This window comes from Priestia sp. BR_2 (assembly GCF_041954005.1).
GTDB classification, from domain to species: Bacteria; Bacillota; Bacilli; order Paenibacillales; family Paenibacillaceae; genus Paenibacillus_AQ; species Paenibacillus_AQ lautus_A.
In genome coordinates, this window is the sequence record NZ_JAVFHM010000218.1 from 223,146 (window position 1) to 249,584 (window position 26,439).

The following is a 26,439-nucleotide window of genomic DNA, read 5'->3' on the forward strand; positions in this document are numbered from 1 at the left end:
TCTCCCGTTGATTCTTGCCGCCCAAATTTTCGAAGCGTGCATTTTTTATGCGACCCTTCCGCTGATCCGGCGTATGTAGATCATACATTAAGAGTTCGGGAGGTTGCATTTATGAGTTTTATAGGCTTTGGTATTTTCGGGATTGCGGCTTTATTGCTGGGATTGTTCTTCTTTCTTCTTCACATTGCCGTCTGCGTATGGGGTTATAACGATGCCCGGCGGAAAGGGCGCAGTCCCGAGTTCGCGATTCTTGTTGTGCTGGGTTTATTGTTCTTCCCTGTGGTAGGTCTTATTATTTACCTGCTGATTCGCAATAATTATTAGCCTCCACAACAAAAAGACGGTGCAGGTTCGTCCTGCACCGTCTTTTTTGACGTCCATAATCATTCGGATGGCACTCGTGCCGACCTCGCGATTACTTCGCCTTTAAGCTGTCCCATGATTTCTGAATGCCTTCGAACAATTGGGTTTTGTCCACGTTGCCAGCCACATAACCCTGCATCTGGCTGCCGAATTCATTCATGCCGCCGTCCGGGAATTTGTTGAATTCCCAGCTGAGCGCTTTGTTCTCTTGGCTGTACTTCATGACATCGTTCCCCAGATCGCCAAGCGTCTCGCTGTTCGCCTCGATGCTGGTCAGTGCCGGGATGAATTTGAACTCTTCCGTAATGTAGCGTTTACCGGTCTCGGAAGTGACGAGCCAGTTCAGGAATTCCTTGGCTTCGTCCTTCACCTTCGATTTGTTGTTCACGACCCAGTTGTTCGGCACGCCGACCGGAAGCTTGTCGTTCTCTTCGGCGTTGTCATTGATCGGCATCGGCAGAAGGCCGATGTTCAGGTCCGGGTTGATCCCGTCGATCTGCACCTGCGTCCAATTCCCGTTCTGGGTCATGGCCGCTTCACCGCTGGCAAAGGTCGTGATTTCCGTGTTGTAATCCGTCGTCAGCGGGTTCTTCTGGCCGTATTGGACGGTGAGGTCGAACAGTCTCATCCATTCATCGAACTTCGCGTTGCCAACCAGCTTCTCCGTGCCTTCATTCATTCCTTTGACGAATGCATCGGGATCTTCCTGATGGGCGAACGGAATGTTCAGCAAGTGGTTGGCCAAAATCCAGGTTTCCTGGTATCCGTTCACGAATGGCGTAATCCCAGCCGCTTGCAGCTTTTTGGCAGCTTCCTCAAGCTCCGTGAGCGTCTTAGGGAGTTCGGTGATTCCCGCTTGCTCAAACAAGTCTTTGTTATAAATGAATCCGTAACCTTCGATGGTCATCGGTTGTCCGTAAAGTTTACCGTCTTTTGTCATCGGTACTTTGGCAACGTCAACAACGTCCTTCACCCATGGCTGGTCCGAGAGATCTTCGACATTCTCAAACCATGTCTCCAGATCGCGGTATCCGCCGACGTTGAAAATGTCGGGCTCATCGCCGGAAGCGAATTTCGCCTTCAGCGCCGCACCGTAATCGGAGCCGCCGCCAACCGTTTGAATATCCAGCTTGATGCCGGGATGCTCTTTTTCGTACTCGGCCTTCAGTTTGTTCAAAGCCTCGGCGATTTCGACTTTAAATTGAAAAATCTTAATCGTTTTCGTTCCGCCCTCGGCACCGCCTTCAGCGCCTTGGCTGCCGTCCTCATTGTTGCCGCAGGCTGCAAGCAGCGTGGAGAAAGCCAAAATCATGACCAGGAGCAGCTTACCGTATTTCTTCATTGTAAAACCTCCCTTTTTTTTCTATAACATCATGTCCAACATTCGTTGATAGCGTTTACTTTTTCAGTATAATCAACCTATTTTCGTTAAATCAGGTATTATATTGATCTTTGAGGGGGAAGGAATTGACCTTTTGGCGGTTATCCTTTCACCGCTCCTTGCGTAATTCCCTCAATGATGTACTTCTGCATGGCCAGAAAGAACAGAATGACCGGCATGATCCCCAGCACCAGCGCCGGGAGGGCCAAATCCCACTGCTTGGTATACTGCCCAAAAAAGGCAAAAGTAGCAATTGGAATCGTCCGAAGCTCGGCAGACTGCAGAATCAGGGATGGCAGCAGGTAGTCATTCCATATCCACAAGGTGTTCAGGATGATCACCGTCACGAACATCGGCTTCATCAGCGGGAAAACCACCCGGAAGAATACGCCGTACCCGCTGGAGCCATCCACGGTCGCGGCTTCCTCGATCTCCATCGGGATCGATTTCACGAAGCCATGGAACAGGAATACGCTCAGCGGAACCCCGAAGCCCAGGTAACAGATAATCAGCCCGTACAAGCTGTTGTTAATGCCGAGCGTTGCCGTCACTTTCACGAGCGGAATCATGATCGATTGGAACGGAATGACCATCGCCGCCACAAACAGCGCAAACATGATCTGGTTAAAACGCGTGTTGCGGCGAACCATCTGGTAAGCTGTCATGGCGCTTAACATCGCCAGCAGCAGGTTGCTCGCCACCGTAACGACCAGCGAATTCCAGAACGCCTGCGGGAAGTTCGTGATGTCCCACGCCCGCGAATAGTTGCTCCATTCGAACGTGGTCGGAAGCCCCGCCGAATCGGTTAACAGCTCGCCGAAGGTTTTGACGGAGTTCACGAACAGGAAGTAGAACGGGACTAGGAAGAGCAATGCCACGATGACCATGATGATCTCGGTGGCCATGGTGTTCAGCCGGTATTTTCTTGTGGTCTCCATTAGGCTTCAACCTCCTTGCTCTTCGTGAATCGGACTTGCAGGCTTGTTATGATGGCAACCACGATGAAGAATATGACAGCCTTCGCCGTTCCGAGTCCGAGACGGTTATTCGTATAGGCCTCGTTGTAAATATTCATGGCCACCGACTCGGTCGAGCCGAACGGGCCGCCTTTGGTCAGGGATAGGTTCAGGTCGAACATTTTGAATGACCAGGAGATCGCCAGGAACAAACATACCGTAACCGCCGGCATCACAAGCGGGATGATAATGGACCGCAGTACCTGCCCCCTGCTCGCCCCGTCGATTTCGGCAGCCTCCAGAATATCCTTTGGCACATTGTTAAGCGAGGAGATATAGATGACCATCAGGTACCCCGCCGTCTGCCATACGAAAACGATTACAATTGCCCAAAAGGCAGTTCCCTTTGTGCCGAGCCAAGGCAGGTTAAAGAATCCGAGGTTCGTGGCATTGCCGATCGCCGCAAACCCTTTGACAAAGATAAACTGCCAGATGAAACCGAGCAGCAGGCCGCCGATGACGTTTGGCATGAAGAAGATCGTCCGCAGCACGTTTCGTGTCTTCAAAGGCTTTGTCAAAAAGTACGCCAGAATAAATCCTAGAAGATTCGTAAGGATGACGCCAAGCACCGTAAACCGGGTCGTAAACCAGAAAGCATCTCGGAATTTATCATCGTTGGTAAAGATGGTAACAAAATTATCAAAGCCGACAAAATCGATTTTGCTTGACACGCCATTCCAGTTCGTGAAGGAATAATAAAGACCCAGGAGGAACGGAATGATCATGATGAGGATGAAAAATATGGTGGAAGGCCCTACGAAAAGAAACTGCTGCAGCAGCGCCGAAGATTTTTTTCGATTCATCCCTTGATCTCCCCTTTTCGTTAAGTTGTTGTATGATGTACAGCTATTATGCGGTAACCTGTAAACAATAAACACGGAGAATCATGAACCGTTAGGTGTAAAATATTGACCATACGCGCTTATGCCCATTCGATAATTCCGAGGTGATCCTTCATGAAATATCGCAGCATCCAGACCCGGCTGATCACGTTCATGCTCGCCGTCACGACCATTCCGCTCCTGCTCTCGTTAATGATCACGTTTACGCATACGCGCGAGTCCGTGAAGGAGCAGACGGTGAACGAAAATGTGCGGCTGATCTATCAAGGAGCGACCAATCTGATGAACTATCTGCGCGGCATCGACCGCGCGTCGCTGTCCGTTTATTCGGATCCCCATTTTTTGCGCAACCTTGCCCTGGATCCCGATAACCACCGGGTCGTAGCCGAGCTGTATGCAACCTTGCAGGCCATCCAAACGGGCACGCAGGACGTTCACCAGATTTATCTGCACAATCAATTGACGGGACAATCCACCCAGATATCCAGCAATCTGCCAAGAAGGGAATTCCGGCAGGCTCCGTACCGCAAAATAGAAGAGTTCGGCGAAGGCAATACAGCCATCGAGCCCGTCCATCAGGTGCATAGTTACGGGTTCCCTCCGCGGCCCGCGGACATCCTGGATTTTGAGGTGATCACCTTCTACCGATCCATCACCAACGTGCCTGCGCCGGACCAATATGCCCTCATGGCCATTGACGTGAAACTCGACAGTATCTTGGCCATATGCGATCAGCTGTATGCTAAAGGGGAAGAGGCGCTATACTTGATTGATAGCAGCGGCAGCATCATATACGGTCCGGATCCGCAGCAGAGAGGTCAAGCACTGGACGATCCTGAGCTTATGGACGTCATCGCTCAAGCGGAAAGAGGATATTATGACGGCGAGGATGCGATGATTGTCTATGAGAAGCTCGATTTGCCTTACGCACCCTGGACGCTCGTCAAGCAAATTCCGCACCAAACGCTGTACAAACATTCGACGGAATTAACGAGCATTAACGCGATTATTGCGATATTAGCGCTATTCATTGTCATATTCGGCACATTATGGATATCGATTCGAATCACAAAACCCATTAAACAGCTCACAACCTATATGAATCAGGTGAAAACCGGGCGGCTCGACGTGAATATTGACGTGACAAGCCCGGATGAGATCGGAATTCTGTCCCGACGCTTCCGAACGATGATGGATACCATCAACAACCTGATCCTGCGCGAGTACCGGCTGGAAATCGCCAATAAAACCAACCAGCTGAAGGCGCTTCAGGCCCAGATCGATCCGCATTTTCTATACAATACGCTCCAGTCCATCGGCACCTTGGCCCTGCAGCACAACGTGCCGAGGATCTATTCCCTGCTCTCTTCGCTGGCGAATATGATGCGCTACAATATGCGCAACAGCGAGGGCAAAGTGACGCTTCAGGATGAGATCAACCATGTGCGGCTGTACCTTGAGCTGCAGAAACAGCGGTTCCGCGATCAGCTGGAAATCATCTGGGATGTGGATCCGGAAAGCCTCACGACCCCGGTTCCGAAGATGATCCTGCAGCCGATCGTTGAGAATTATTTCAAGCATGGCATGAACACGCACGCCGGCGTCGGCCGCATCTCCATCTCCACCCGCATCGCGGAGGATGGCCGCTTGATCGTTGTCATTGAGAATAACGGGGCTTCCATCGAGGAGGCGGAGCTCGCCTCGATCCGCGGCAAACTTGAGACGGCCTTTCATCACCCTGACCGAAACGATGCCGGCAAAGATTCTATCGGGCTGTTGAACGTATACATGCGGTTGAACCTGTACTCCAACAATCATGCTGAATTAACCATAGAGAATGCAGAGCCCCACGGCGTCAAGGTAACGCTCGATATCAAACCACGGGAGAGTGAACACTAGAATGAGAGTATTGATCGTAGATGACGAACAGCACGTTCGGGAAGCTATAGGGCTTCTGGCAGACTGGGAACGGCATGGCATAACGGAGATCGACCAGGCCGCCGACGGCGAGGAAGCGGTAAGGCTAATCGAGGAGAAGAAACCGCAGATTGTCCTGACCGACATGCGGATGCCCCGCAAAAACGGACTTGAGCTGCTGACCTGGCTGCATGCCACGAAACCGGATATTAAAGTGCTTGTCATCAGCGGATACGATGATTTTGAATATGTGCGCCATACCATCCGTTCGGGAGGCATCGATTATATTCTCAAGCCCGTGGATCCGGACAGCTTGAACGAGGCGCTGGCCAAAGCGGTTGAAACCTGGCGGCTTGAGGAAGAGAAACGGCTGCATATGACCAATCAGACTATTGAAATGAATCAGATGACCCCATTCTATATGGACCGCCTGCTCTCGGATCTTGTGAACGGTTACGGCAGCCGGGAAAGCGTCGTCTCTCAATTGCGGAACCGGATGACGCTGCCCGAAACCGGCATGGCTTGCAACGTTGCCGTGCTCCGCGACGATCAATTTGACGAAGCTTTGCTGTCCAAATTCCGCAATAGGCGGCATCTGCTGTCCTTCACCCTCATCAACATTTGCAATGAGCTGTTGAAGGATCGCGGAGTAGCCTTCCGGCATATCGACAAGCCCGGAGAAATCATCCTGCTCGGTTGGAATCCACGTCTTCCCTTTAACGACCTGCTGGATCGAATCAATGACGGGTTCTTCTCCACCCTTCGCAGGCGGAGCCATTTCGGCGCCGCCGAAGCAGGCGCTTTTCCCCAAGATCTGCCCAAGGCTTATTCGACTGCAGTCCAAGCCCTGTGCAGCCGTAATTTACTGACTGGCAAGTCCCACATCCATCGTGAGCGCGCCGTCGAAAGCGAGGGCTCCCGTACCTTGCGGCTCTCCTCCTACGAGGAGGAATTCAAGCTGGCCGCGCTCAGCGGGAGCAAGGGGCGCATCGAGGCGGCCACGGCAGAGTGGCTGCAAGAGGTTCGCGAGAGGGATCTTGTTTCTCCCGAGCATCTGATGAGGTGGAATTCGGAATGGGACTGGATCCAGTATCACTGGACGGAAAATGAAGTGAAAAGCACGCAGGAGCCCGTCGAGGACGCTGAAATTTCGCAGGACCTTCCCTCCGCGCTCCCTTACAGCGAGGATGGCATGATTTGCTGGGACCGCTGGCGCGAACAGATCAGCGGAAGGCTTTACGCGGCATCCCGGGTCCTCACCCAGATCCATTCGAAGGACAGTCACATCATTCATGACATAGCCCAATATTTGGAGCAGCACTATCATGATGAGATTTCGCTGCAGCAGATCGCAGGCAAGTTTTTTCTTAGCAGGGAGTACATCTCCCGTAAATTCAAGCAGGAATTCGGCGTGACGTTATCGGATTTCCTCGGTCGGATTCGAATCGAGAAAGCCAAAACGCTGCTGCTCAATCCCCAAATTCGGATTGCCCAGATCGCGGAGATGGTCGGTTACCAGGACGAGAAATATTTTAGCAAAGTGTTCAAGAAGATGGAGGGTTTCACGCCGAACGAATATCGCAAGAAGCATATGAATTAAGGAAACGATAACCCCCTTTCTTTTGGCTGCTGGCTCGTTATCCATTCTTTTGGGTATATTCTATATAGTCAGTCCAGACTGATATCAGGAGGAGATTGTATGTACCGCACGAACCCGTACCGCTGGTGGAATCTGCTGTTTTTCCTCGGGGTTATCACCGTGAACGTGTTATCGGGCATGCTGCCGCTGGGCGGCAGAACGACCGGGGAGATATCGGATATGTATTATACGGCGATCACTCCCGCAGGGTATGCCTTTTCCATATGGTCCGTCATCTATGTGCTGCTGCTCTTTTTTGTCATCTACCAGCTGCGCCGCGACTCCGGAAACCGGGATTCCGTCAAATCCATCGGTCCATGGTTTATTCTCAGCTGCGTATTCAATATGTCCTGGCTTGTACTATGGCACTATTTGTATATTGAATGGTCTGTCGTTGTGATGTTATTGCTGCTGCTGACCCTATGGGTTCTATATGTGCGCACGCATGCGATAGACTATCCGACGCCCGGCGAGAGATTCTGCCTGAAGCTGCCGTTCAGCCTATATATCGGCTGGGTGTGCCCTGCCTTTATCGTCAATGTCGGGATCGTGTTCCAAAAGAATGGCTGGAGCCTCTTCGGGCTGCGCGAATCCGCTTTGGGTATCGCCCTGCTCTGCGTAGGCGCTTTACTCGCCATCCTGATCGGACTGCGATACCGGGACGGCATCGTACCGCTGGTCTTCACCTGGGCTTACATCGCCATCGCCGCCGAGCATCGGGAGACCGACAGTATTTTAATGACCGCCTTCGTGCTCTCGATTATCTTGTTTGTATTTGCCATATGGCTCTTCTTCACGCGCAATCGAAGACGATCCCGGTATTAAAGCCCGGATTCATCGGCTCGTTCTTCAGAATTTTCATCGAAAGGATTTGGAACAAGCAAAAGGAGCTTTGCCGACGCAGGCAAAGCTCCTTGTACGTTCATATCGTTTAATTCTTAACGGCTATAACCTCGATCTCTACCAATCCGTCCTTCGGCAGACGAGCAACCTCCACGGCACTGCGCGCAGGATACGGCTCGGAGAAGAAACTGCCGTACACTTCGTTCACCGCCGCGAAATCGTTCATATCCTTCAGGAATACCGTGGTTTTAACCACTTGATCCAGGCTTGTCCCGGCAGCTTCAAGGATTGCCTTGACATTGCTAAGCGAAAGCTTCGCTTGTTCCTGGACCCCTTCACCGAATTCTCCTGTTTCAGGATTCAATCCCAGCTGGCCTGAAGTATATACGAATCCGTTGATTTCTACAGCTTGGCTGTATGGTCCGATGGCTCCCGGGGCTTTGTCGGTCGATATGATATGTTTACTCATGATATATCACCCTTTCTATGTATTCCTATATGTGTACATTGTAATCCGCCGCGGGTTCTCTGGCAAATTTAATCAGCGGTCTCGCCTAGAACATGCATCACTTCATTGGTGTATACATGATGGCCTTTCATATCCGTTAGACCGATGTTCACCATGGACCTGGCGACCTTCTGCGCCGGAATGGCCCGGTATGGGGCAAGCTTCGGACCCCTGAATGCAAAGTCGAGGGAAGTCATTAGAAGCGAAGCCGCCCGCTCCCCAAACCGCCGTTCGGGCCTCTCCCCCAGCAATAACGACGGTCTGAACAGATGCAGCCCCCGGAAACCGATTCCGGCCAACCGTTCTTCAACCTCTCCCTTTGTGCGAAGATAGAAATTACGAACCTTCGGATTGGCGCCTACGGAGCTGACCGCCATAAATTGCCTCACTCCGTTCTGCTTGGCCAGCTCTGCCGTCTTGATGACATAGTCCACATCCACTTTACGGAACTGCTGCTGGGACCCCGCTTTCCTGATTGTGGTCCCCAGACAGCAATACACACTATGGACGCCGGAAAAAGCGTCGCCGTATCTTTCCAGCTGGTCCCACTCCACCAGGATGGGCAGCAGCTTGGGATGCGTGACCTCCGTGAGTCTTCGCACCAGCACGCGCACCTCATCAAGCTCCCCGCGGCCCAGCAGCTCGTCGGTTACCGAACGCCCCACAAGCCCCGTGGCCCCGACTACGAGTGCAACCTTTCCCAACGAAACCCCTCCTTTTCGTTCATCATATGAAATATCCATGACATGAAAGACATCGGCTGCCTGCCGTTCTTCTAAGCGGAACGAAGCACTCTCCGCCCCACCGTCAAAGCAATCAGTACCATCAACACGCCCACCGCGGTTTGAAAACCATATCGGGATACCCAGTCGGGCGCATGTGCAATCCCTTTGAAAATGAGACCGCCCAGCATGGGACCGAGAAAAGAGGCAAACCCCGTGATGGAGGAGTATACGGCAATGAACATCGGCCGTTCGCTTTTCGGCGTATCTCCGATCATGAAGTTAAAGGCAAGCTGGTTAAAGCCGCCTACGCCGGCACCAAGCAGCATATGCGATAACAGCAGCACCGGAATTACGGGCAGGACGGACAGCAAGCCCCATGTCAAGCACGACCCCGCAATCAGCGGCAATGTCCAATAGAGCAAGGTTCTGTTGCTGAAACGCGCATTCAAATTTCCCCATACATAGAAACCGATCATCATGATCACGGTCTGCGCAACGGTCATGATGGATACGATCGAATACGAAATATGCAGAACGTCCAGCATGGCGTACGAGTAGAGCGGAACAATCAACGTCTGCAGAAAGAGCCAACCAGCCAGAAACAGCGTAGATTTGATAAACGTGGTATCCGACAGCGGCTTGCGGATCATCGCCCTGAACTGACGCTCGCTCGAATGCTCGAAGGGAGGATCAGGATACAAGAAGAACATGGATAAGTTCGCAGCGATGGCAATCCAAGAAATCATAAACAGAATCAGGAAGCCCCCGCCGCCGGGATAACGGTCCAGGATGATCCCGCCAACAAACAGGGTCAGGGCTCCGAGCGCATTCAGGATGGTATTGCGTATGCCGAAATAACGTCCCCGCACTTTGGCCGGCACCATGTCGCTAATCAGCGAGGTCCACAGCATGCCGGATACGGTATTGGCAATAAAGGCGCCCATATAAAGGATCATAAACACCGGAACCCACCATCGTTCCGGAAAAATAAACGGGATCAGGCCCGTAGCCCCCCACAACATGCGGTGCATAAAGGTAAACACAATCATTGCTTTCTTTCGGTACTGCAAGCGCTGGATCAGGTACGCAACCAGAATCTGAAGCACGTTGAACAGCGTGGTGACGGCCAGAACAAAACCAACCTCACTGGATTCCGCGCCTAAGTACAATAAGTACCCTGTCAAAAAGGGGCCGCCCAGCAGCGTCTGCAAAATGATCGCCGGAACCCCTTCCCATGTGGCCGTCATCAAATGTTTGCGTTGATGCGAAACCTGTTTGCGCGGCTTGTGAATAACCTGGACAGCCTTGATGTTGATACACTCCTTCGATGTCTTCAAATGGGCTGATCAAACTTCCTTTTGACCTCATTCTACACCGCATCGGACCCAAGTCAATATGACTTTTGAAATATAAAACTCACATGAATTTCTCATTGCATATTACCTGGACAGACAGGCTTAAAAAGTCAAAAAAAAGAGCGCAAATCAGGCTCGATTTGCACTCTTTCTCCATGCGGTTATGAAACTGGCCAGCGGTTTCCATTCCCTGCCGAGCCAGCCGGAGGACTCGGAAGATTCTTCCGCCATGAAGCCCGCGGCGGGCGCTGCCGCCTGCTGACTGTCCGTGACAGGGAGAATCTCCTCGTTCGTCATCTCATAGTATCCCAAATGATAGGTGCTGACCATGTCTCCGTGTAAGGTAAACACCTTGCCGTCACGAATATCGATCACCTTGCCGGTCACAACACGGGATCCCAACATGATTCGTACTGCCTCCCTTATCGTCTTGTGGACTAGTCGCGGTATCTTGCACTCCAATCCGTATATTCGCGCTCCGCCGCGTCCTTCGTATGCCCGTAGCGTTCCTGCAGCTTGCCAACCAATTTATCTTTCTCGCCGTCGATCACATCAAGATCGTCATCCGTCAATTTGCCCCATTGCTTCTTCGCTTCACCCTTCATCTGCTTCCATTTCCCCTTAAATACGTTGCTATCCATAAATATCAGCTCCTCTTAGCGTAATGGATGATGAATTGTATCATTGCCTGTACTTGTGTATACCCGTCAGGAGTTTCTCTGAATCCTGGCAAACGATGACAACGGGGAGTTTCCGCTCTCGAACCATACCTCAAAGTGACGCATGCAAAAAGCTGCCGCCGTGGACTTCAACCATCCGCGGCAGCAGCTTGGATTGTACAGAGATATCCATTTTCATAGCATAAGGCAGAAATTAAACTTCCCTATCAGCCTTTCAGTTTGATGACGGCTCCCTCCCTTTCCCTCTCCTTATCCTTCTCCTCCTCTTTATCCTCGCCAACCAGCTCTCTGGCGGAGGCTTTGAATTCGGACAATGTGCGGCCCACCGCCCGGCCGAGCTCGGGCAGCTTGGAAGGGCCGAACAGAATGAGCACGACTATCAAGATCATCATCAATCCGACGAAACCGACATTTTGGAACATAGAACCCAACTCCTTTAATATGTGATGGTAACGGTTCATGTTGAAAGCCAGCGGCTATTCGATCCGCCGCTTCGCGAAACGAGGACAACTTACTTTTTCTTATCCTTATTCGGGTATACGGCTACGGCCTCAATCTCAATCAACCAATCGGCATTCACAAGACCGGCTACCCCCACGGTGGAACGCGCAGGCTTAACCGGATTCTCCTTCGTATTAAAGAATTGGGCGTATGCGTCAAACCAGCCGGTATAATCAAAGGTCCCGTTCTTCGCTGCATCCGGGGTCAAGTACACTCTCAAATAGACGACATCCTTCATCGTCAATCCCTGCTCCTTCAGCTGCTTCTCGATTTCCTTCAGGATGCCGATCCCCTGGTTTTTCGTATCGCCATAGCGTTCATAAACCGTTTTGCCGTCTTTGTTCAACAATGGCGGAACCGTCCCGCTCGTATAGAGATAAGAGGAACCCTCCGGCACGACTACCCCGCTGGAGATCGAGGATGTAGGACTGCCGTAAAATTGGGGGGCCGGCAAAGCTTTGGCCGGCTTCTTATGGGCAGAAGCACCGTCGGCATATGCGGTTACGCTTACGGCACTGAACAGCATGGCGAGTGCCAGGAACGTCTTCAGTTTATTTTTCATGGGTTATGGACTCCCTTCTCCATTATGATTTCATGACGCGTTGATGGATATCGGTTACGACCTCGCGGGCGGACTCGATGGCGCCTGCCTGCCAGGCCGTAATGTAGCTTATATGCTCCCCTGCCAGGTAAATGCGGTTATCCGGCTTGCAGAGGGTCGGGTAGTAGGTTTTCCTATCATTGGCGGAATAGGATACCCAGCCACCCTCCTGGTATTGGGTCTTCTTCCAGTCGATCGAGAAGGAGGCCTCGAACTCCTTCGGATACTGCGGATGGATCTTGGCCCCCTGCGTCAATGCCAGTTTCTCGCGCTCGGCATACGACATGCTGCCGAGTTTATCGGCGATGCCCCCGTACGCATAATAGCCGAGCAGGATCCCCTTCTTCCCGAAATAGTCTGTCGGCGGATAGTAGATTTGCGTAATGTCCATATTCGTCAAGCTGCTGCCGCCGTACAGATACTCGTCTTCTTCCCAGAAACGGCGCTTGAACTGCAAACCGATTTTACCTGCGGAGGCGTAGCCCACGCTGCCGATGGCTTTGGACATCTCCGGCGAGAAGTCGGCCGGGATCTTCTTCAATACCGTCAGCGGTATGGTGCAGATGCAGTAATCCCCGCGAACTTCCTGGTCTCTGCCGGAATGGCCGTCCGCATACACAATCCGCACGCCGGAGGAGGACTGGCGAATTTCTTTTACCTCGGCCCGGTACTTGATCCGGCTGCCTACCCGTTTCTCGAATGCCTTGACGATGGCGTCCATGCCGCCTATGGGGTGAAACATCATCATCTGCTGGTCGTAACCGTATTCGTTGCTGAAATATTTGCCGAAGCCGGAATTGATGATGGCCTTCAAATCGAACGGATCGCGGAGAACGCCGGCATCCAGTCGGCTTCCCGGTTCATCCTTATACCCGCCGCGCTCCGATCCCTTGTAGAACAGGTCCGGATTCAGATCGCCTTCGGCCTTCAGATAATCCACCAGCTTCAGCTTCTCTTCCGCCGTCAGCGGCAGATCCAGCGCATTTTGATTCACGGCTTTGGCCAGCATCTCGGCCACGTAACCGCGTACGTCGGCTTTGGCTGCACGCTTGGGGACGCGCTGTCCGGACAAAGCCCCCACGTTCTCGTTATAGTAATAGCCGCTCTCGTTCACGTTGTTGAAGGGCTCGATGGCTACGCCAAACTTCTTGCAATAATCCAGCGTAACGTGAAACTGCGGAATCCGCATCGGGCCTGCATTAAAATACAGTCCGTTATCAAAACGGGAAGTCTGACGGCCGGATCCGATCTCCGACACGGAGGTTCCTTTGCGGATCGTCCAGTTACGCCCGCCGGCAAAGCTCTTTGCCTCCAATATCGTGCAGTCGTAACCTGCCAGACCAAGCTCATACGCTGCCGTCAGGCCCGCGATCCCTGCGCCGAGAATAACGATCTTCTTGCCGCCCCGGCCGCTGAGATGCAGGTCATACTTTCCGGGTGGGGTATATTCCGCGGCTTTCAACGTTTCCGGCGTAAGGAGCCCCATCGTACCCATCAAGCTGAAGACGGCGACAGATCCGCCCACCTTGCCAACGGTCGTCAGAAATTGTCTCCGGGTCATCTCTTTTGGTTGTTCTTTTGTAGCCACCCTCGTTCACTCCTTCGCTAGTTTGGGATTGGATTGGATTCATGAGCCGATCTTAGCAGAGAAAACAAAGTTTGACTTAAATCTTGTTAGAATTCCTCACACAGTTTTTTTATTTTTTGAAAAATGATTGCTTTTTCACTTTCTTTTTCATAAAATCATGTCATAAATCCTTCCAAAAAGGAATGGATTCACCCAAATTATTACCGTTTTATCTTCTTTGGTTTTAATCCCAAGCCATTAACAAAGCTCAGGGTTAACAATACTTACATAGGAGGTAAAGAGCATGGAGAGTAAGGTGATGAGTATTGGGGTTGTTTGCGAACTGACCGGATTGACCGAAAGGCAAATCCGGTATTACGAGGAACGCAAGCTCATATTTCCGGAGCGTACGAAGGGAGGAAACCGCAGATATTCTTTTGAGGATGTGAAGAGCATTCAGGAAATCCATCAAAAAATGCAGGAGGGATTTAATACGTTTGAACTGAAGGAATTGAATAAATCGAAAAAACAGCGCTGCACGCCGATCTTCCGATGATGACCAAAGGAGTGACGAAGTCTATGGAGTTCAAGAATACCATGACGCTGCTCGAGCACATCGCCGAACTTAGAAAGCGAATCCTTCTGGTAGCCGCCGTCTTTCTCCTAAGCATGGCGGCAGGCCTGTTCGCCGCACCCCATGTGTTATCCATGTTAAAGCACCATTCACCCGCCTTTCAGGTAACCTGGAACGTATTCTCGCCCTGGGACGGTCTCCGCATCTATATGAGCATCAGCATCGTATTGTCTCTGCTTCCTACCTTGCCGTTCGCCCTGCATCAAATCTGGCTGTTTGTCAATCAGGGACTGAACGGCCGCGAGCAGAAAGCGGCCCTTCGGTTTATCCCCTTCTCTGCGTTATGTTTTCTCATAGGGGTCGCGTTTGCGTACTTTGTCGTTTTTCCGATGAGCCTCGCTTTTACGACGGGAATCAACAGTCAGATGGACCTCGTCGAGACGTACGGCGTCGCCCAGTACTTCGGTTTCATGTTCAATATCATCATCCCGCTGTCTCTTGCCTTCGAGCTGCCTGTCATCGTCCTGTTTCTGACGCGAATAGGGATATTAAGCCCGGCTATCCTGCATACCATGAGGCGCTACGCCTACGTCGTTTTGGTTATCGTTGCGGCGCTGATCTCGCCGCCTGACCTCGTATCGCACCTAATGGTTGCCGTCCCGCTCATCGGTCTATATGAAATCAGCACATGGCTGGCAGGCTGGATGCATCGCAAGGGAAGCATGCAGAGCATGAAGAAGGTACGGAAATCGATACGGCTCACCAGATGATCTGATATCCTTGTTTTTTTCTGTCGGCTCCTGTAAGGAATCAGCATGATAAACGTGCTGGACTGCAGCATTTGGCAGCATGTAGACGACATACCCGCAAGTAAGAGGCCGTATACCTGCACAGGTACGGCCTCTTACTTGCTCATCAAAGAATCCGTGCAGCTGCGTTCCTTGGCCGGTCCCCCGCTAACGGATCGTAATGACCTTCTTCTCCGCTTTCATATATTTCACGAACATGCCCGCATAATCGGGATCCCACTGGGTTCCCCTACCAGCTTCCAATATGCTCAACGCATCCGCGGATTTCATGCCGCTGCGGTACGGCCGATCCGACGTCATGGCATCATAGGCATCGGCCACCGCAATAATCCTGCCGAACAGCGGAATTTCCTTTCCCTTCAGCCCGTCAGGGTACCCGCCTCCGTCATAGCGCTCATGGTGGGAGCGCACCCCCTCCAGGTAAGGAGCCATCGCATCGGCAGGCTCGATTTGCAGCAGAATGTTCTCCCCTTGCGCCGGATGGGCCTTTACCTGATCGAACTCCTCTGCCGTCAGTTTCCCTTCCTTCAGCAAAATGTTGTCCCTGACCCCGATCTTGCCGATATCATGCAGCAATGCCGTCTTATGCAAAAGATCAACCTGCTCTTCGCTTAGTCCGGCCAGACGGCCGATCAACACCGAATATTCCGCTACCCGAAGCGAATGGCCGGCCGTGTAAGGATCTCTGGCATCCAGCGCCGCTGCCAAAGCGGCAAAATAACTGTCCAGCAGCTTGCGGTTCCGTTCCTCGCGCACCTGCAGCCCGCGGACCATCATATTAAAACCCGCGATCAAATTGGAAAATTCATCGGAGTAGAGATTGGAGGTCTGAATCAGACGGCCCTCCTTGATCTCATTCATCGCCCGGTACAGCTGACGGATGGGACGCTGCAAATCCTGGGTCAAGAGCCAGGCGCCGATATAAGCAAATCCGACCCCAAGCAGCAATATAAATCCGGCCCAGCCCCAATACTGCTGGGCTACAATCTGACTAAGCCCCTCCAACCGGATCTGCACGGCCAAACTGAACAGAAATAGCGGAAAGGTGCCGATCAGCATCGTACTCAACAGAAATTTCGTCCGAATCGCCATGAACACATGGCCTTCAAGAGAGAAATCCACGCCATAACGCGACAGCGCCTGCCGCCGAACTTCCTTGATCAAAGGGCGAATGGCGGCTATGGTGAGGAAAAATTCGATCATGGCATGACAGCTGGCCAGCAGGACCGCCCCCAGGCAAGCCAGCCATATGTAGAACGGCGGGAAATTCAGCTTCCCCTGCTCCATCATCCAAACGGTAAGCAGAATGGCCGGAAGCGATAAACCGAGCAGATGCGGTCCGAATATGCGATATACCGCCAAACGCGGCATACGGTGAATGCTCAAATACGCTTTTTCCAACGTTTCCAAATCCGTATGGCCTTCATCAAATCCCGCGTGAATCGGCCGTAAATGGCGAAGAAAGACCGTCAGCTCCGATGCGACCATTACCATGAACGAAATGGCCAATATGAGCATTAGACGCACGCCTTCCCGGGCGGGAATCTCGAGGGTCGTTACCATTAATACGCCACCCACAACAAGCACAGCTGCAATGGACCCGATCATATAGTTCCGGATTAGCTGTTTAAGAAAAGACTTATACAGTTGCATGGAACGCCTACTTTCATTAAACGGATAATAAACATCGGCAAGGCATATGCGATCCGAACGTATTCGACATGATGCTACAAGTTTAAGAGCTCGGCAGCAGAATTTGCAAGAAAAAACTGTTAATATGAATATCGTAGGATTTCAGGAAAAAATCAAGCGTTTTTGCATATCATTCTAATATTCGTTTGAATATCTTTGCTTATTACATGCAGTTGTGCTATAATAATTAATTGTTACACGAAGTTTAACCCCGTAAGTTCCTCGAAACATGGTTATTTACATCTCTGTTGAAGTGCAAATTCCTATTTTATGACCCTAAAAGTATGAGTTTTATGGAACGGTTTTCTGATTCACACTGGAGCGGTCATCGGAGCCGCAAGGACGAAAGAGAGGCAGGGCTTTTGTCGTTTTAGAAGCAAAGATTCTTGAAGAAACTTCAAATACGGAACCGACTGTGCAGCCGTAATGGCGTCAGGGGTTAAATTTTATAAGCGCTCTTAAGCGCATAATGAAGGACTCGGCCTTTGCCGGGTCCTTTTTCCATGGATACGTCGCCATTTCGATTCTTCGAATCCCAAAAGACCAGTGACAGCCGCCTAAACGGCTGCATATGATACCGGAGACGATCAGTATTCGGAAGGAGCGTGCAGTTTTGAAGAAAAAGAAAAAAAACTCGTCAACATCTTCTAACCAACCCTTCAGAGTTGACCCTAGTACCAGGGAACTCGACCTGTTGGGGCGGGGTAATGGACGCAGTCCTGAGAAAGAAAAAGAAAAAGAAACAGAACAAGATAAAGAAGCCCGCATTCTTTCAACATTACCCCTCGCGGATCCCGAAGAGGATCTCATCGGCATTTTCGAATTAAGGCAGCAAGAAAGAGAAGAAGTCATCAAACCCGTAATATCAGACGAAGCTATTTCTGTATCAACAGAGGTTACTGCATTTTCTGATGCCGTGACGGTAAATTCCGACTCCGCCGCGGCAGCAACTGACTCCACAGCATTATCTTCTACGGATTCCGTGACACTGTCTTCTACGGATTCCGTGACACTGTCTTCTGCAGATTCTTCCATGACACTGTCTTCTGACCATTTGACGCTATCTTCCGATCCTCTGCCTAACACGGAAATCGAGCCGGAGCAGTTGATTCTTGAAAAGGAAATGCCAGAAATTAAGGGAGCATTTATATTTACAGAGGACATAGGTGAATATGCCATAACCGAGAACCGGATCGCCTCCAAGTCGGTTACGGCTTCCAAGCTTGCTCGTGGAGCGGTCGGTCCCGAAGCACTGCAAGACTATAGCGTTTCCAGCCTTCATCTTGCAGACGAAGCCGTGACCTCAAGCAAAATTGCTCCATTGTCGGTCACGGGCGAGCATCTCATGGATGGAATCTTATCGACGCGCAAATTCAGGGACGGCTCGGTCAACGCAAGCAAAATCAAGGATGGCAGCATAACCACCCAAAAGCTGGCGGACCATGCCGTTGAAGGGAAGAAAATAGCCGACGGAGCTATTACAGCAAGGCACCTTGAGCAGCTGCTCGTATCGACGGAGCTGCTGGACGACCAATCTGTCATTGGGGAAAAAATCGCATCAAGCGCCGTAGAAACCCGGCATATATCCAATGAGGCGATTCACACTTCCAAGCTTGCCGACAATGCCGTCACGTCATCCAAAATCCGCGATGGCGCCATCACCGGAAACAAAATAGCGGATAGCGCCGTAGACGGCTCCCATATACAGCAGAAATCCATTAACAGCGACCATATCGTCAGCAGGGCCGTGACATCGGAGCATATTGCCAAGGGAAGCATCGGCCCCGACCAAATTGCTATTAGAGGCATTGGCGCCGACCATATTCAGAATGGAACGCTTGGCGCCCGCCATCTGGAAGACGGTGCAATAGGGCCTGATCAGATTCAGCCTGGTTCCATCGGTCCCGAGCAGATCGACATCAGCGCCGTGTCCACCCGTCACTTGAGCGATTCCAGTATAACGAGCTCCAAACTTGCCGATCAGTCAGTCCATACAGCCAAACTGGTCGAGCAGGCTGTTACGGCCTCAAAAATTGCCGATCAGAGTGTTCTCCCGAGTAAGATTGCCAATGAAGCTGTACAAACCCGTCATTTGGCTAAAGGAGCGGTAGAATCATCCCAAATCGCTTCGGAGGCTGTTCAAGCCCGGCATCTCTCTCAAGATGCAGTGAAAGCAAAACATATCGCAATCGGCAGCATCTTGCCACAGCACTTTGCTCCTGAAAGCGTGCTTGGTGCGGCAATCCATTCCAGAACGATTGGAGAGCAGCACATGGCGGACCGTTCCATCGCAAGACAGCATCTTCAGCGAGAATCGGTTGGGGAAGAACAGCTCGCACCCGAAAGTGTAACGGGCAGCAAGCTGGCGTTGGGCTCGGTTGGCGGCAGCATCATTAGGCAGAGTGGCGTGACTTCCAGCAATATCGCAAGCCAATCCATTCTGCAGCAGCATCTGGCTGCGGACAGCGTCGGAGCACATGCCATACAAGACGGGGCGATCCAATCATCGCATTTGACCAACGGCTCGGTTGCCAGCTGCCATTTACAGACCGAGAGCGTAGGAACAGAAGCGCTTGGACGCGGAGCGGTAACGAGCGACAAAATTGCCGAAGGCAGCGTAATCGAATCCTCTATCGGCGAAGGGGTTATTGCACCTCGGCATCTGGCAGACCATGCTGTAACGTCCCTGAAACTGTCGCCGGAAAGCGTGTCGACCGACAAGCTGGTGGATCTTTCCGTTACGTCGTCCAAACTTGCCGAAGGCAGCATCACTGGTGACAAAATAGCATCCCAAGCCATCCGTTCCACCCACCTGTCAACCCATTCCGTCGCCAAGGAAGCCATTCAGAATGGAGCCGTTACCTCAGACAAAATTGCCCAGCAGGCGGTTGAGGGAGTGCATCTTGGACTGGAATCCATTTTGGGCAAACATATCACCCAGGAAGCCATCCACGGCTACCACTTGAAAAAGAAGTCCATTACGTTAAACCATTTGGCTGACGAGAGCCGATCGCCCGATATGCTGTTTGCCGACGGAAGCATTCCAGGAGCGAAGCTTGAATCGCAATCGATTACGGAAGACCACCTCACCCCTTCATCTGTATCGGGGACCGCATTGAAAACAAACGCCGTTAGCGGAGAAAAAATCAAACCGCTCTCCATCTCGGCAGTTCATCTGCAAGAAGCGAGCGTCCTTTCGGACCATCTTGGTTTGGAAGTGGTCAAATCACAGCATATTGAGGATATCGCTGTAACCGATCGGCATATTGCGTCAGGCTCGATCAGCGCAAAGCATATCCAGAACGAAAGCATTGAATCGTCGCACATCGAGAACGGTGCCGTTCTTTCCGAGCATATTGCCGGAGAATCGATCCATGGAAACCATCTCAGTGAAGGGGCTGTGGCATCCAAGCATATAGAATTATTCTCTATTCAAAGTCACCATCTCGCCCCTTACTCCGTCAACATGGCCCATCTGGCGGATCAGTCTGTCGGCCATGTCCACTTGCAACCGGATAGTGTGGGAGTCGATCAGTTGCAGCCAGGGTCCGTCAAATCAAGACAATTGGCAGAAGGTGCCGTGCTTCCCCATCATTTGCAGACGCACAGCATCAACGCGAAGCATATTGAAGCCGGTGCGATTACAACGGAGCTTATTCAGGATCACGGGGTTACGGGAGCAAAAATTGCTCATGGAACGATCACCGGCTCAAACATTGCGGCAGGTTCTCTGAACGGCTCGAAAATAGCGGAGGGCTCTATTGAAAGCCGGCATCTCGGTCCGGACGCCTTTGATAACTTCAACCTGGCTAACGGCTCCGTTACGGGGAGCCAAATCGCCAAGGAAACCATCACGGGTGCGAACATTGCGGCTGGTGCTTTGAACGGGTCCCAGATTGCCAAGGGCTCTATCGAAAGCAAGCACCTCGCTCCGGACGCTTTTGATAACTTCACTTTAGCCGAAAACTCTGTAACAGGAAGTCAAATTGCTGGGGGAACCATCACCGGCGCGAACATCGCCGACGGCTCCTTAGACGGATCGCAGATTGCCGAAGGCTCCATCGAGAGCAAGCACCTCGCACCGGATGCTTTCGACAACTTCACCTTAGGAAAGGGTTCTGTTACGGGAAGTCAAATTGCTGAAGGTACCATCACGGGCGCGAACGTCGCCGATGGGTCCCTGAAAGGTTCGAAGATCGCCGAAGGCTCCATTGAAAGCCGCCACCTCGGTCCGGACGCTTTTGATAACTTCACCCTGGCCGGCGGATCTGTATCCGGAAGGCAAATCGCTAAGGGGACCATCACGGGCGCGAACGTAGCCGACGGTTCCTTGAACGGGGCGCAGATTGCCGAGGGATCCATCGAAAGCAAGCACCTTGCACCGAATGCTTTTGACAACTTCACCTTAGACGAGGGCTCTGTTACGGGAAATCAAATCGCTGAGGGAACCATCACCGGCGCGAACGTAGCCGACGGCTCCTTGAACGGGGCGCAGATTGCCGAGGGCTCTATCGAAAGCAAGCACCTTGGACCCGACGCTTTTGCTAACTTCACCCTGGCCGGCGGATCTGTATCCGGAAGACAAATCGCTAAGGGAACCATCACGGGCGCGAACGTAGCCGACGGCTCACTGAACGGGGAGCAGATTGCCGAGGGATCCATTGAGAGCAAGCACCTCGCACCGGATGCCTTTGACAACTTCACCCTGGCCGATGGTTCAGTAACAGGAAGCCAGATCGCTGAAGGGACTATCACTGGCGCGAACGTGGCCGAGGGGTCCTTGAATGGTTCCCTGATCGCCGAGGGATCCATCGAGAGTAAACACCTTGGACCGGATGCTTTTGATAACTTCACCTTAGCTGACGGCTCTGTTACAGGAAGCCAAATCGCTGAAGGCACTATCACTGGCGCGAATGTGGCCGACGGGTCCTTGTACGGTTCCCAGATTGCAGATGGATCCATCGAGAGTAAACACCTTGGACCGGATGCTTTTGACAACTTCACCCTGGCCGATGGTTCAGTAACAGGAAGCCAAATTGCTGAAGGGACTATCACCGGCGCGAACGTGGCCGAGGGATCCTTGAACGGCTCCCAGATTGCAGAGGGCTCCATCGAGAGCCGGCACCTTGGACCGGATGCTTTTGACAACTTCACCCTGGCCGAGGGGTCCATTGAGAGCAAACACCTCGCACCCGATGCCTTTGACAACTTCACCCTGGCTGACGGCTCTGTTATAGGAAGCCAGATCGCTGAAGGTACTATCACTGGCGCGAATGTGGCCGACGGGTCCTTGAACGGCTCACAAATCGCCGAGGGATCCATCGAGAGCCGACACCTTGGACCGGATGCCTTTGATAACTTTACCCTGGCTGACGGTTCTGTTACAGGAAGCCAAATCGCTGCAGGGACTATCACCGGCGCGAACGTCGCTGAGGGTTCCTTGAACGGCTCCCTGATCGCCGAGGGATCCATCGAGAGCCGGCACCTTGGTCCGAATGCCTTTGATAACTTCACCTTGGCCGAGGGATCTGTTACCGGAAACCAAATCGCTGACGGGACCATCGAGAGAAGACATCTTAGACCGGACGCTTTTGATACCTTTACACTCGCTGACGGCAGCATTGACGGCGACAAATTAGGCAAGTCGGCTGTCGCTAGCGTTCATATTTCCGACGGGGCTGTAACCGGCCAGCAATTGGCTGAATCAGCAGTCACTGCACAGCATCTGGCCTTCACGCCGGTGCGCAGCTCAAGCGGGAAGCCGAAACTTCAGCAATTTGGAATGACCCCCTTTGTATTGACAGGGGCCGGCACTCAGACCGAGGTGACCGTCCTATTCGATGAACCTTATGCCGGCATTAACTATGTTATCGTGGGGATGAGCAACAATCCTGGCTTCCAGATCTCACTGAAATCCCAGCGCGAGGATGCAGCAGTTCTGGAAGTGATCCGCCAGCCGAATTGCAGCCTTTCCTACGGCTTCGTGTCCTGGATTGCCCTTGGCCCTTCACTGTAACCAGAATATCAAGCCCAAAAACGGCTCTCCTATAGCGATAGGAGAGCCGTTTACACGTTATTCATGCCATCGTCATTCTAATGAATCGCATACTCTACCAGCCTATGTTTCCGAAGGAAAAGGGCGTGGATTGTTTCAAATACGGCTTACGAAATTAAAGCCTTGCATAAGGATATGGATGAAACGCCTGTTCATAACGCGAGTCCCCGTAGTATTCAAAATAAAAAAGACGAGCTTAACGCTCGCCTTTTTTATTTTCGAAATTGTCTGCATGTATGAAACTTGCAGTCATCAAGTCCGGCGGGAGGATGAACCTATATGCCAATTATACCGCGCGTCCTCCTCCTTGTGCTGCGCTTTCCCCTGCCCCCGGCCACCTCGTTCGTATGATTGCAGCGTAACAGCCCGAGATGAACAACACCGCAGCTGCAATGATATACGTAGTCCGGACGCCGTATTCGTCGGTGATGAACCCGAACAGCAGCGTGGATAGGCCAAATACCAGCGAAACCATCGCGCTTTGAGCCGCGTACACCTTCGGCAACAGATGAACGGATACGTCTCGCTGCAGAGTGGTCTGCAGCGAGACGGATTTCAGCTGTTCAAAAACGCCGAAGCCTGCCGAGAACATAAGGGCCAGCCAAGGCACCGAGGTCAATCCAAAACCGAGCGTCATCAGACTGATGCCGAAGGAAGAGCAGATGACGAACTTGCGAATATTGCGGTCGATCAGCTCCGCGCCTCTCATTCCGAACAGTCCGCCCAGCATGAGTCCCAGGAAAAAGCTTGCGTTGATATATCCCCACCACGCCTCCTCCCTGTGGAGCACATCAGCCACGTACACGTAGATGATCGCTGCGATCCAGATCACGCCTGCCATCGTCTCCAATACATAAATCACATGAATCGCCCGAAGGGAAGGCTGCTTCCAAATGAGTGCCCAGCCTTCTTGAATGGAGCGCCCTTTCGAAACGCGCGTCTTCTCTTTCGGTTCCGGGGCGGCTTCATGCCGATCCTCTATAAGTTTCATGAAGACTGCCGCTGCCAGGGACAGCGCAAAGGTCAGTCCTATCACGCTGCTTCCGCCCATGACTGCGACCAGCAATCCCCCAACGGCCCAGCCTCCCAGTTGGATCATCTGATCCACGATGGCAACAAAGCTGTTCGCTTTCGTTAACTCGGCGGCATCCACCAGACGCGGCAGCATGGCATGGCTGGCAGGTGCAGCCCAGCCATCGAGCAAGGAGATGAGAAATACGAATCCGAGAATCGCATAAACCGTCGCCTCCTGCTCTCCCAGTGCATAGCAGGTTACCATCAACAGGAACAGCACGACCGTTTTTCCGATCTGAGACGAAACAAGCAGCGACTTGAGGCTGTATTTGTCCATTAAAACGGGCGCAAAGCTCCCGCTTATAAACCGTGCCGTCGTCGTAATGAAAGGGATCATGGCCATCAACATGGCGGATCCCGTAATCCCATGGATCATAGCCATCAGGCCGACAATGTAAAATAAATCGCCGCTATTGGCGAGCGCCTGGCCTATCCAGAGATATCGAAAGGATTTCCGTTTCATCTTTCTACCCCAATTCTGTATTTAGTTGTGCGGGTTGGGTAGAAAAACCTACATGTTCTGGCCTCCGTTCATTTCATATGACTCATATAGTAACATGCTTCATGTCTTCTGTTAAGCTGCTCGGTATTTTTCAATCCCTCCTCATTTCAGCCTTGGATTCGCACATACGGCGTAATCGGCCTGGTATATCCCTCCATTCGTCTATTTTTTATCCCGGGCTAAAACTATTTGGCCCTCTCCACGGTCTAATGATCAGTCAAGCGCACTCAAGTACTTGAGTTGATCCCATCAATCCGGCCAATAAATGAACAGATCAACGAATTCGTGCCATGACATGTATACTAGTGCTAGTAGTTAGGAGTGAGTGAACTGAGAGCGAAAGAATCGAAGCAACAACAGTTCAGCGAACATATCGAGAAATGCAAGAACAAGTTATACCGGGTGGCCTATTGCTATGTCAAAAACGAGCAGGAAGCACTGGACATCGTCTCGGAAGCGACCTATAAGGGATACCTCGCTTATGAGCGGATGAACGCGCCGCAGTATTTTGATTCTTGGATGACCCGGATCGTCATTAACGCTGCCATCGACCATCTCGGTCGCAAGAAGCGGTTTACCTATATGGAAGACCAGGCCCAGGACTACGCGGCTGCAGAGCATGGGGTCCCGCTGGAGGAGAAAATGGATCTGTACGATGCGCTGGACAAACTGCCGCCGGAGGAGAAAACCTACATGATTTTGAAGTTTTTTGAGGACCTGCGCTTTAGGGAAATGGCGGATGTGCTGTCATTGCCCGAGAACACCGTCAAAACCAGGTTTTATCGCATTATCGGAAAATTGAAATCTTATTTAATCGAGGGAGAGGTCGATAGCCTATGACAGGAAAAGAACGCTACGAACACATTGAAATTCCCGCTCAGTTAACAGGCGTTATAGATGCTGCGCAGAAAAAGGCGGCCACCCGTAAACGATCCAGACGCATGATGAGGTATTCTTCCGTTGTTGCAGCGGCCGCTGCCCTGCTCTTCGTGGTCAATATCCCAACGGTAGCCAATGCCTTATCCAAAGTACCCGTGGTGGGCAGCATCGTTCAGGTGCTGCAATTCGGGGGCGGCGGTGAGCGGACCGACGGCGTTACCGTAGGAACGGAAGCTTCCGAGGATGTATTCAAGATTCATTTTGATCAGGAAGGCGAGTCCGTTTCCAGCGTGCCTGCCTATACCGTCGACCATAGAGATGCCCCGAACCGCCTTATTTTCACGTTTAACGGGGTTCGAAATTTTGACTATGATACCATCAAGAAAGACATGCTGGCGCTTCCGCTGGTGAAGGATGTTTATGAAAATGTGATTCTGGACGATTCGGCCATGCGTTTTGTCGTTGAGCTGAAGGACGGCGTGAAGCATTCCATATCGGAATATAAAGATCCCGGCTATTTGGAGCTGAAGCTTACTTCGACCGGCGAGCCGGTAACTCCGCGCGAAGTCTTCTATATCCGCAGTGAGACGATGCCGCAAGGGGAATCCCTTGCCATTCTTGAAGAGATTTACTTGGAAGACGACGTGACCTTCATTAAGGCGGCCGGAGGGGACTTCATCGCGGTCATCGGCGGATTCGATACCCGCGAGGCTGCCGAGCTGAAGCTCGGCGAAATTTCGTCGCGCGAGACCTACGGCGATGATCTTCGCATCGACAGCTGGATGAGCAATGAGCGCCCGGACTAACCGGTAACACATGAAAAAAGCACCGCTCCGACAAGTGTTGGAGCGGTGCTTTTTGATGATCACATTATCAGGTTCGGTTGTACCTCCAGCTCCGGAATCAGCTCTTCCCG

23 protein-coding genes are annotated in these 26,439 nt (G+C 52.0%); 9 read left to right on the forward strand and 14 right to left on the reverse strand.

Annotated elements, in window-relative coordinates; all coding sequences use genetic code 11:
- The first annotated feature begins 111 nt into the window (after window positions 1-111).
- Window positions 112-324: a PLDc N-terminal domain-containing protein gene (locus tag RB298_RS16595; protein ID WP_096777103.1), complete on the forward strand. Its 213-nt coding sequence runs from the start codon at window positions 112-114 to the stop codon at window positions 322-324.
- Window positions 325-415: 91 nt separating this feature from the next.
- On the opposite strand, the gene RB298_RS16600 is transcribed toward RB298_RS16595, so the two are convergent.
- From RB298_RS16600 to RB298_RS16610, 3 genes are all read right to left on the reverse strand, one after another.
- Window positions 416-1,705 (reverse strand): ABC transporter substrate-binding protein, encoded by a 1,290-nt coding sequence (locus tag RB298_RS16600; RefSeq protein WP_375121128.1) that lies wholly within the window; start codon window positions 1,703-1,705, stop codon window positions 416-418.
- Between the two features lie 140 nt (window positions 1,706-1,845).
- Entirely contained in the window at window positions 1,846-2,682 is an 837-nt protein-coding gene (locus tag RB298_RS16605) for a carbohydrate ABC transporter permease (protein ID WP_012818896.1), read from the reverse strand.
- A complete protein-coding gene (locus tag RB298_RS16610) occupies window positions 2,682-3,563 on the reverse strand; it encodes a carbohydrate ABC transporter permease (protein ID WP_009593034.1) in 882 nt (293 codons plus the stop codon). The genes RB298_RS16605 and RB298_RS16610 overlap by 1 nt, the downstream gene beginning before the upstream one ends.
- A 153-nt stretch (window positions 3,564-3,716) precedes the next feature.
- On the opposite strand from RB298_RS16610, the gene RB298_RS16615 reads away from it, so the two are divergent.
- From RB298_RS16615 to RB298_RS16625, 3 genes are all read left to right on the forward strand, one after another.
- Window positions 3,717-5,501, forward strand: a complete 1,785-nt coding sequence (locus RB298_RS16615; protein ID WP_486047612.1) for a sensor histidine kinase — start codon at window positions 3,717-3,719, stop codon at window positions 5,499-5,501.
- Between the two features lies 1 nt (window position 5,502).
- On the forward strand, window positions 5,503-7,119 hold the full coding sequence (locus RB298_RS16620) for a response regulator (protein ID WP_486047613.1): 1,617 nt from the start codon (window positions 5,503-5,505) through the stop codon (window positions 7,117-7,119).
- A gap of 99 nt (window positions 7,120-7,218) precedes the next feature.
- Window positions 7,219-7,983: a tryptophan-rich sensory protein gene (locus RB298_RS16625; protein WP_375121131.1), complete on the forward strand. Its 765-nt coding sequence runs from the start codon at window positions 7,219-7,221 to the stop codon at window positions 7,981-7,983.
- A gap of 106 nt (window positions 7,984-8,089) precedes the next feature.
- On the opposite strand, the gene RB298_RS16630 is transcribed toward RB298_RS16625, so the two are convergent.
- From RB298_RS16630 to RB298_RS16665, 8 genes are all read right to left on the reverse strand, one after another.
- Window positions 8,090-8,470, reverse strand: a complete 381-nt coding sequence (locus RB298_RS16630) for a RidA family protein (protein WP_009593048.1) — start codon at window positions 8,468-8,470, stop codon at window positions 8,090-8,092.
- A gap of 68 nt (window positions 8,471-8,538) precedes the next feature.
- On the reverse strand, window positions 8,539-9,213 hold the full coding sequence (locus tag RB298_RS16635) for an NAD(P)H-binding protein (RefSeq protein ID WP_486047614.1): 675 nt from the start codon (window positions 9,211-9,213) through the stop codon (window positions 8,539-8,541).
- Window positions 9,214-9,284: 71 nt separating this feature from the next.
- Window positions 9,285-10,571 carry an MFS transporter gene (locus tag RB298_RS16640; RefSeq protein ID WP_096777109.1) on the reverse strand — a complete coding sequence of 429 codons (1,287 nt, stop codon included), beginning with the start codon at window positions 10,569-10,571 and terminating at the stop codon, window positions 9,285-9,287.
- A gap of 147 nt (window positions 10,572-10,718) precedes the next feature.
- Complete coding sequence (locus RB298_RS16645; RefSeq protein WP_486047615.1) at window positions 10,719-10,994, reverse strand: hypothetical protein; 276 nt, start codon at window positions 10,992-10,994, stop codon at window positions 10,719-10,721.
- Between the two features lie 32 nt (window positions 10,995-11,026).
- The gene (locus RB298_RS16650) at window positions 11,027-11,230 is read right to left on the reverse strand and encodes a CsbD family protein (protein WP_009593042.1); all 204 of its coding nucleotides are present in this window, start codon (window positions 11,228-11,230) and stop codon (window positions 11,027-11,029) included.
- Between the two features lie 245 nt (window positions 11,231-11,475).
- Window positions 11,476-11,691 carry a twin-arginine translocase TatA/TatE family subunit gene (locus RB298_RS16655; protein ID WP_012818889.1) on the reverse strand — a complete coding sequence of 72 codons (216 nt, stop codon included), beginning with the start codon at window positions 11,689-11,691 and terminating at the stop codon, window positions 11,476-11,478.
- An 89-nt stretch (window positions 11,692-11,780) separates the two neighbouring features.
- Window positions 11,781-12,332, reverse strand: coding sequence for a RidA family protein (locus RB298_RS16660; protein ID WP_486047616.1), 552 nt, complete (start codon window positions 12,330-12,332; stop codon window positions 11,781-11,783).
- A 22-nt stretch (window positions 12,333-12,354) separates the two neighbouring features.
- The gene (locus RB298_RS16665) at window positions 12,355-13,959 is read right to left on the reverse strand and encodes a flavin monoamine oxidase family protein (protein ID WP_486047617.1); all 1,605 of its coding nucleotides are present in this window, start codon (window positions 13,957-13,959) and stop codon (window positions 12,355-12,357) included.
- Window positions 13,960-14,242: 283 nt separating this feature from the next.
- Between RB298_RS16665 and RB298_RS16670 the strand changes: the two genes are divergently transcribed.
- Entirely contained in the window at window positions 14,243-14,494 is a 252-nt protein-coding gene (locus RB298_RS16670) for a MerR family transcriptional regulator (protein ID WP_012818886.1), read from the forward strand.
- Window positions 14,495-14,517: 23 nt separating this feature from the next.
- Entirely contained in the window at window positions 14,518-15,282 is a 765-nt protein-coding gene (gene tatC, locus RB298_RS16675; RefSeq protein WP_486047618.1) for a twin-arginine translocase subunit TatC, read from the forward strand.
- A 186-nt stretch (window positions 15,283-15,468) separates the two neighbouring features.
- On the opposite strand, the gene RB298_RS16680 is transcribed toward tatC, so the two are convergent.
- Together RB298_RS16680 and RB298_RS16685 are read right to left on the reverse strand one after the other, a co-directional pair.
- Complete coding sequence (locus tag RB298_RS16680; protein ID WP_096777112.1) at window positions 15,469-16,974, reverse strand: HD-GYP domain-containing protein; 1,506 nt, start codon at window positions 16,972-16,974, stop codon at window positions 15,469-15,471.
- Window positions 16,975-17,445: 471 nt separating this feature from the next.
- Window positions 17,446-18,048 carry a hypothetical protein gene (locus RB298_RS16685; RefSeq protein ID WP_486047619.1) on the reverse strand — a complete coding sequence of 201 codons (603 nt, stop codon included), beginning with the start codon at window positions 18,046-18,048 and terminating at the stop codon, window positions 17,446-17,448.
- Between RB298_RS16685 and RB298_RS16690 the strand changes: the two genes are divergently transcribed.
- Window positions 18,047-23,029 carry a WIAG-tail domain gene (locus tag RB298_RS16690; RefSeq protein ID WP_486047620.1) on the forward strand — a complete coding sequence of 1,661 codons (4,983 nt, stop codon included), beginning with the start codon at window positions 18,047-18,049 and terminating at the stop codon, window positions 23,027-23,029. The two genes, RB298_RS16685 and RB298_RS16690, sit on opposite strands and share 2 nt — an antisense overlap.
- Before the next feature lie 325 nt (window positions 23,030-23,354).
- Here the strand turns inward: RB298_RS16690 and RB298_RS16695 are convergent, their stop codons facing one another.
- Entirely contained in the window at window positions 23,355-24,605 is a 1,251-nt protein-coding gene (locus tag RB298_RS16695) for an MFS transporter (RefSeq protein ID WP_486047621.1), read from the reverse strand.
- 360 nt (window positions 24,606-24,965) lie between these two features.
- Here RB298_RS16695 and RB298_RS16700 point away from each other — a divergent pair, with 360 nt between their 5' ends.
- Entirely contained in the window at window positions 24,966-25,484 is a 519-nt protein-coding gene (locus tag RB298_RS16700; RefSeq protein ID WP_096774613.1) for a sigma-70 family RNA polymerase sigma factor, read from the forward strand.
- The gene (locus tag RB298_RS16705; protein WP_096774614.1) at window positions 25,481-26,329 is read left to right on the forward strand and encodes a DUF4179 domain-containing protein; all 849 of its coding nucleotides are present in this window, start codon (window positions 25,481-25,483) and stop codon (window positions 26,327-26,329) included. The genes RB298_RS16700 and RB298_RS16705 overlap by 4 nt, the downstream gene beginning before the upstream one ends.
- Window positions 26,330-26,439: the final 110 nt, after the last annotated feature.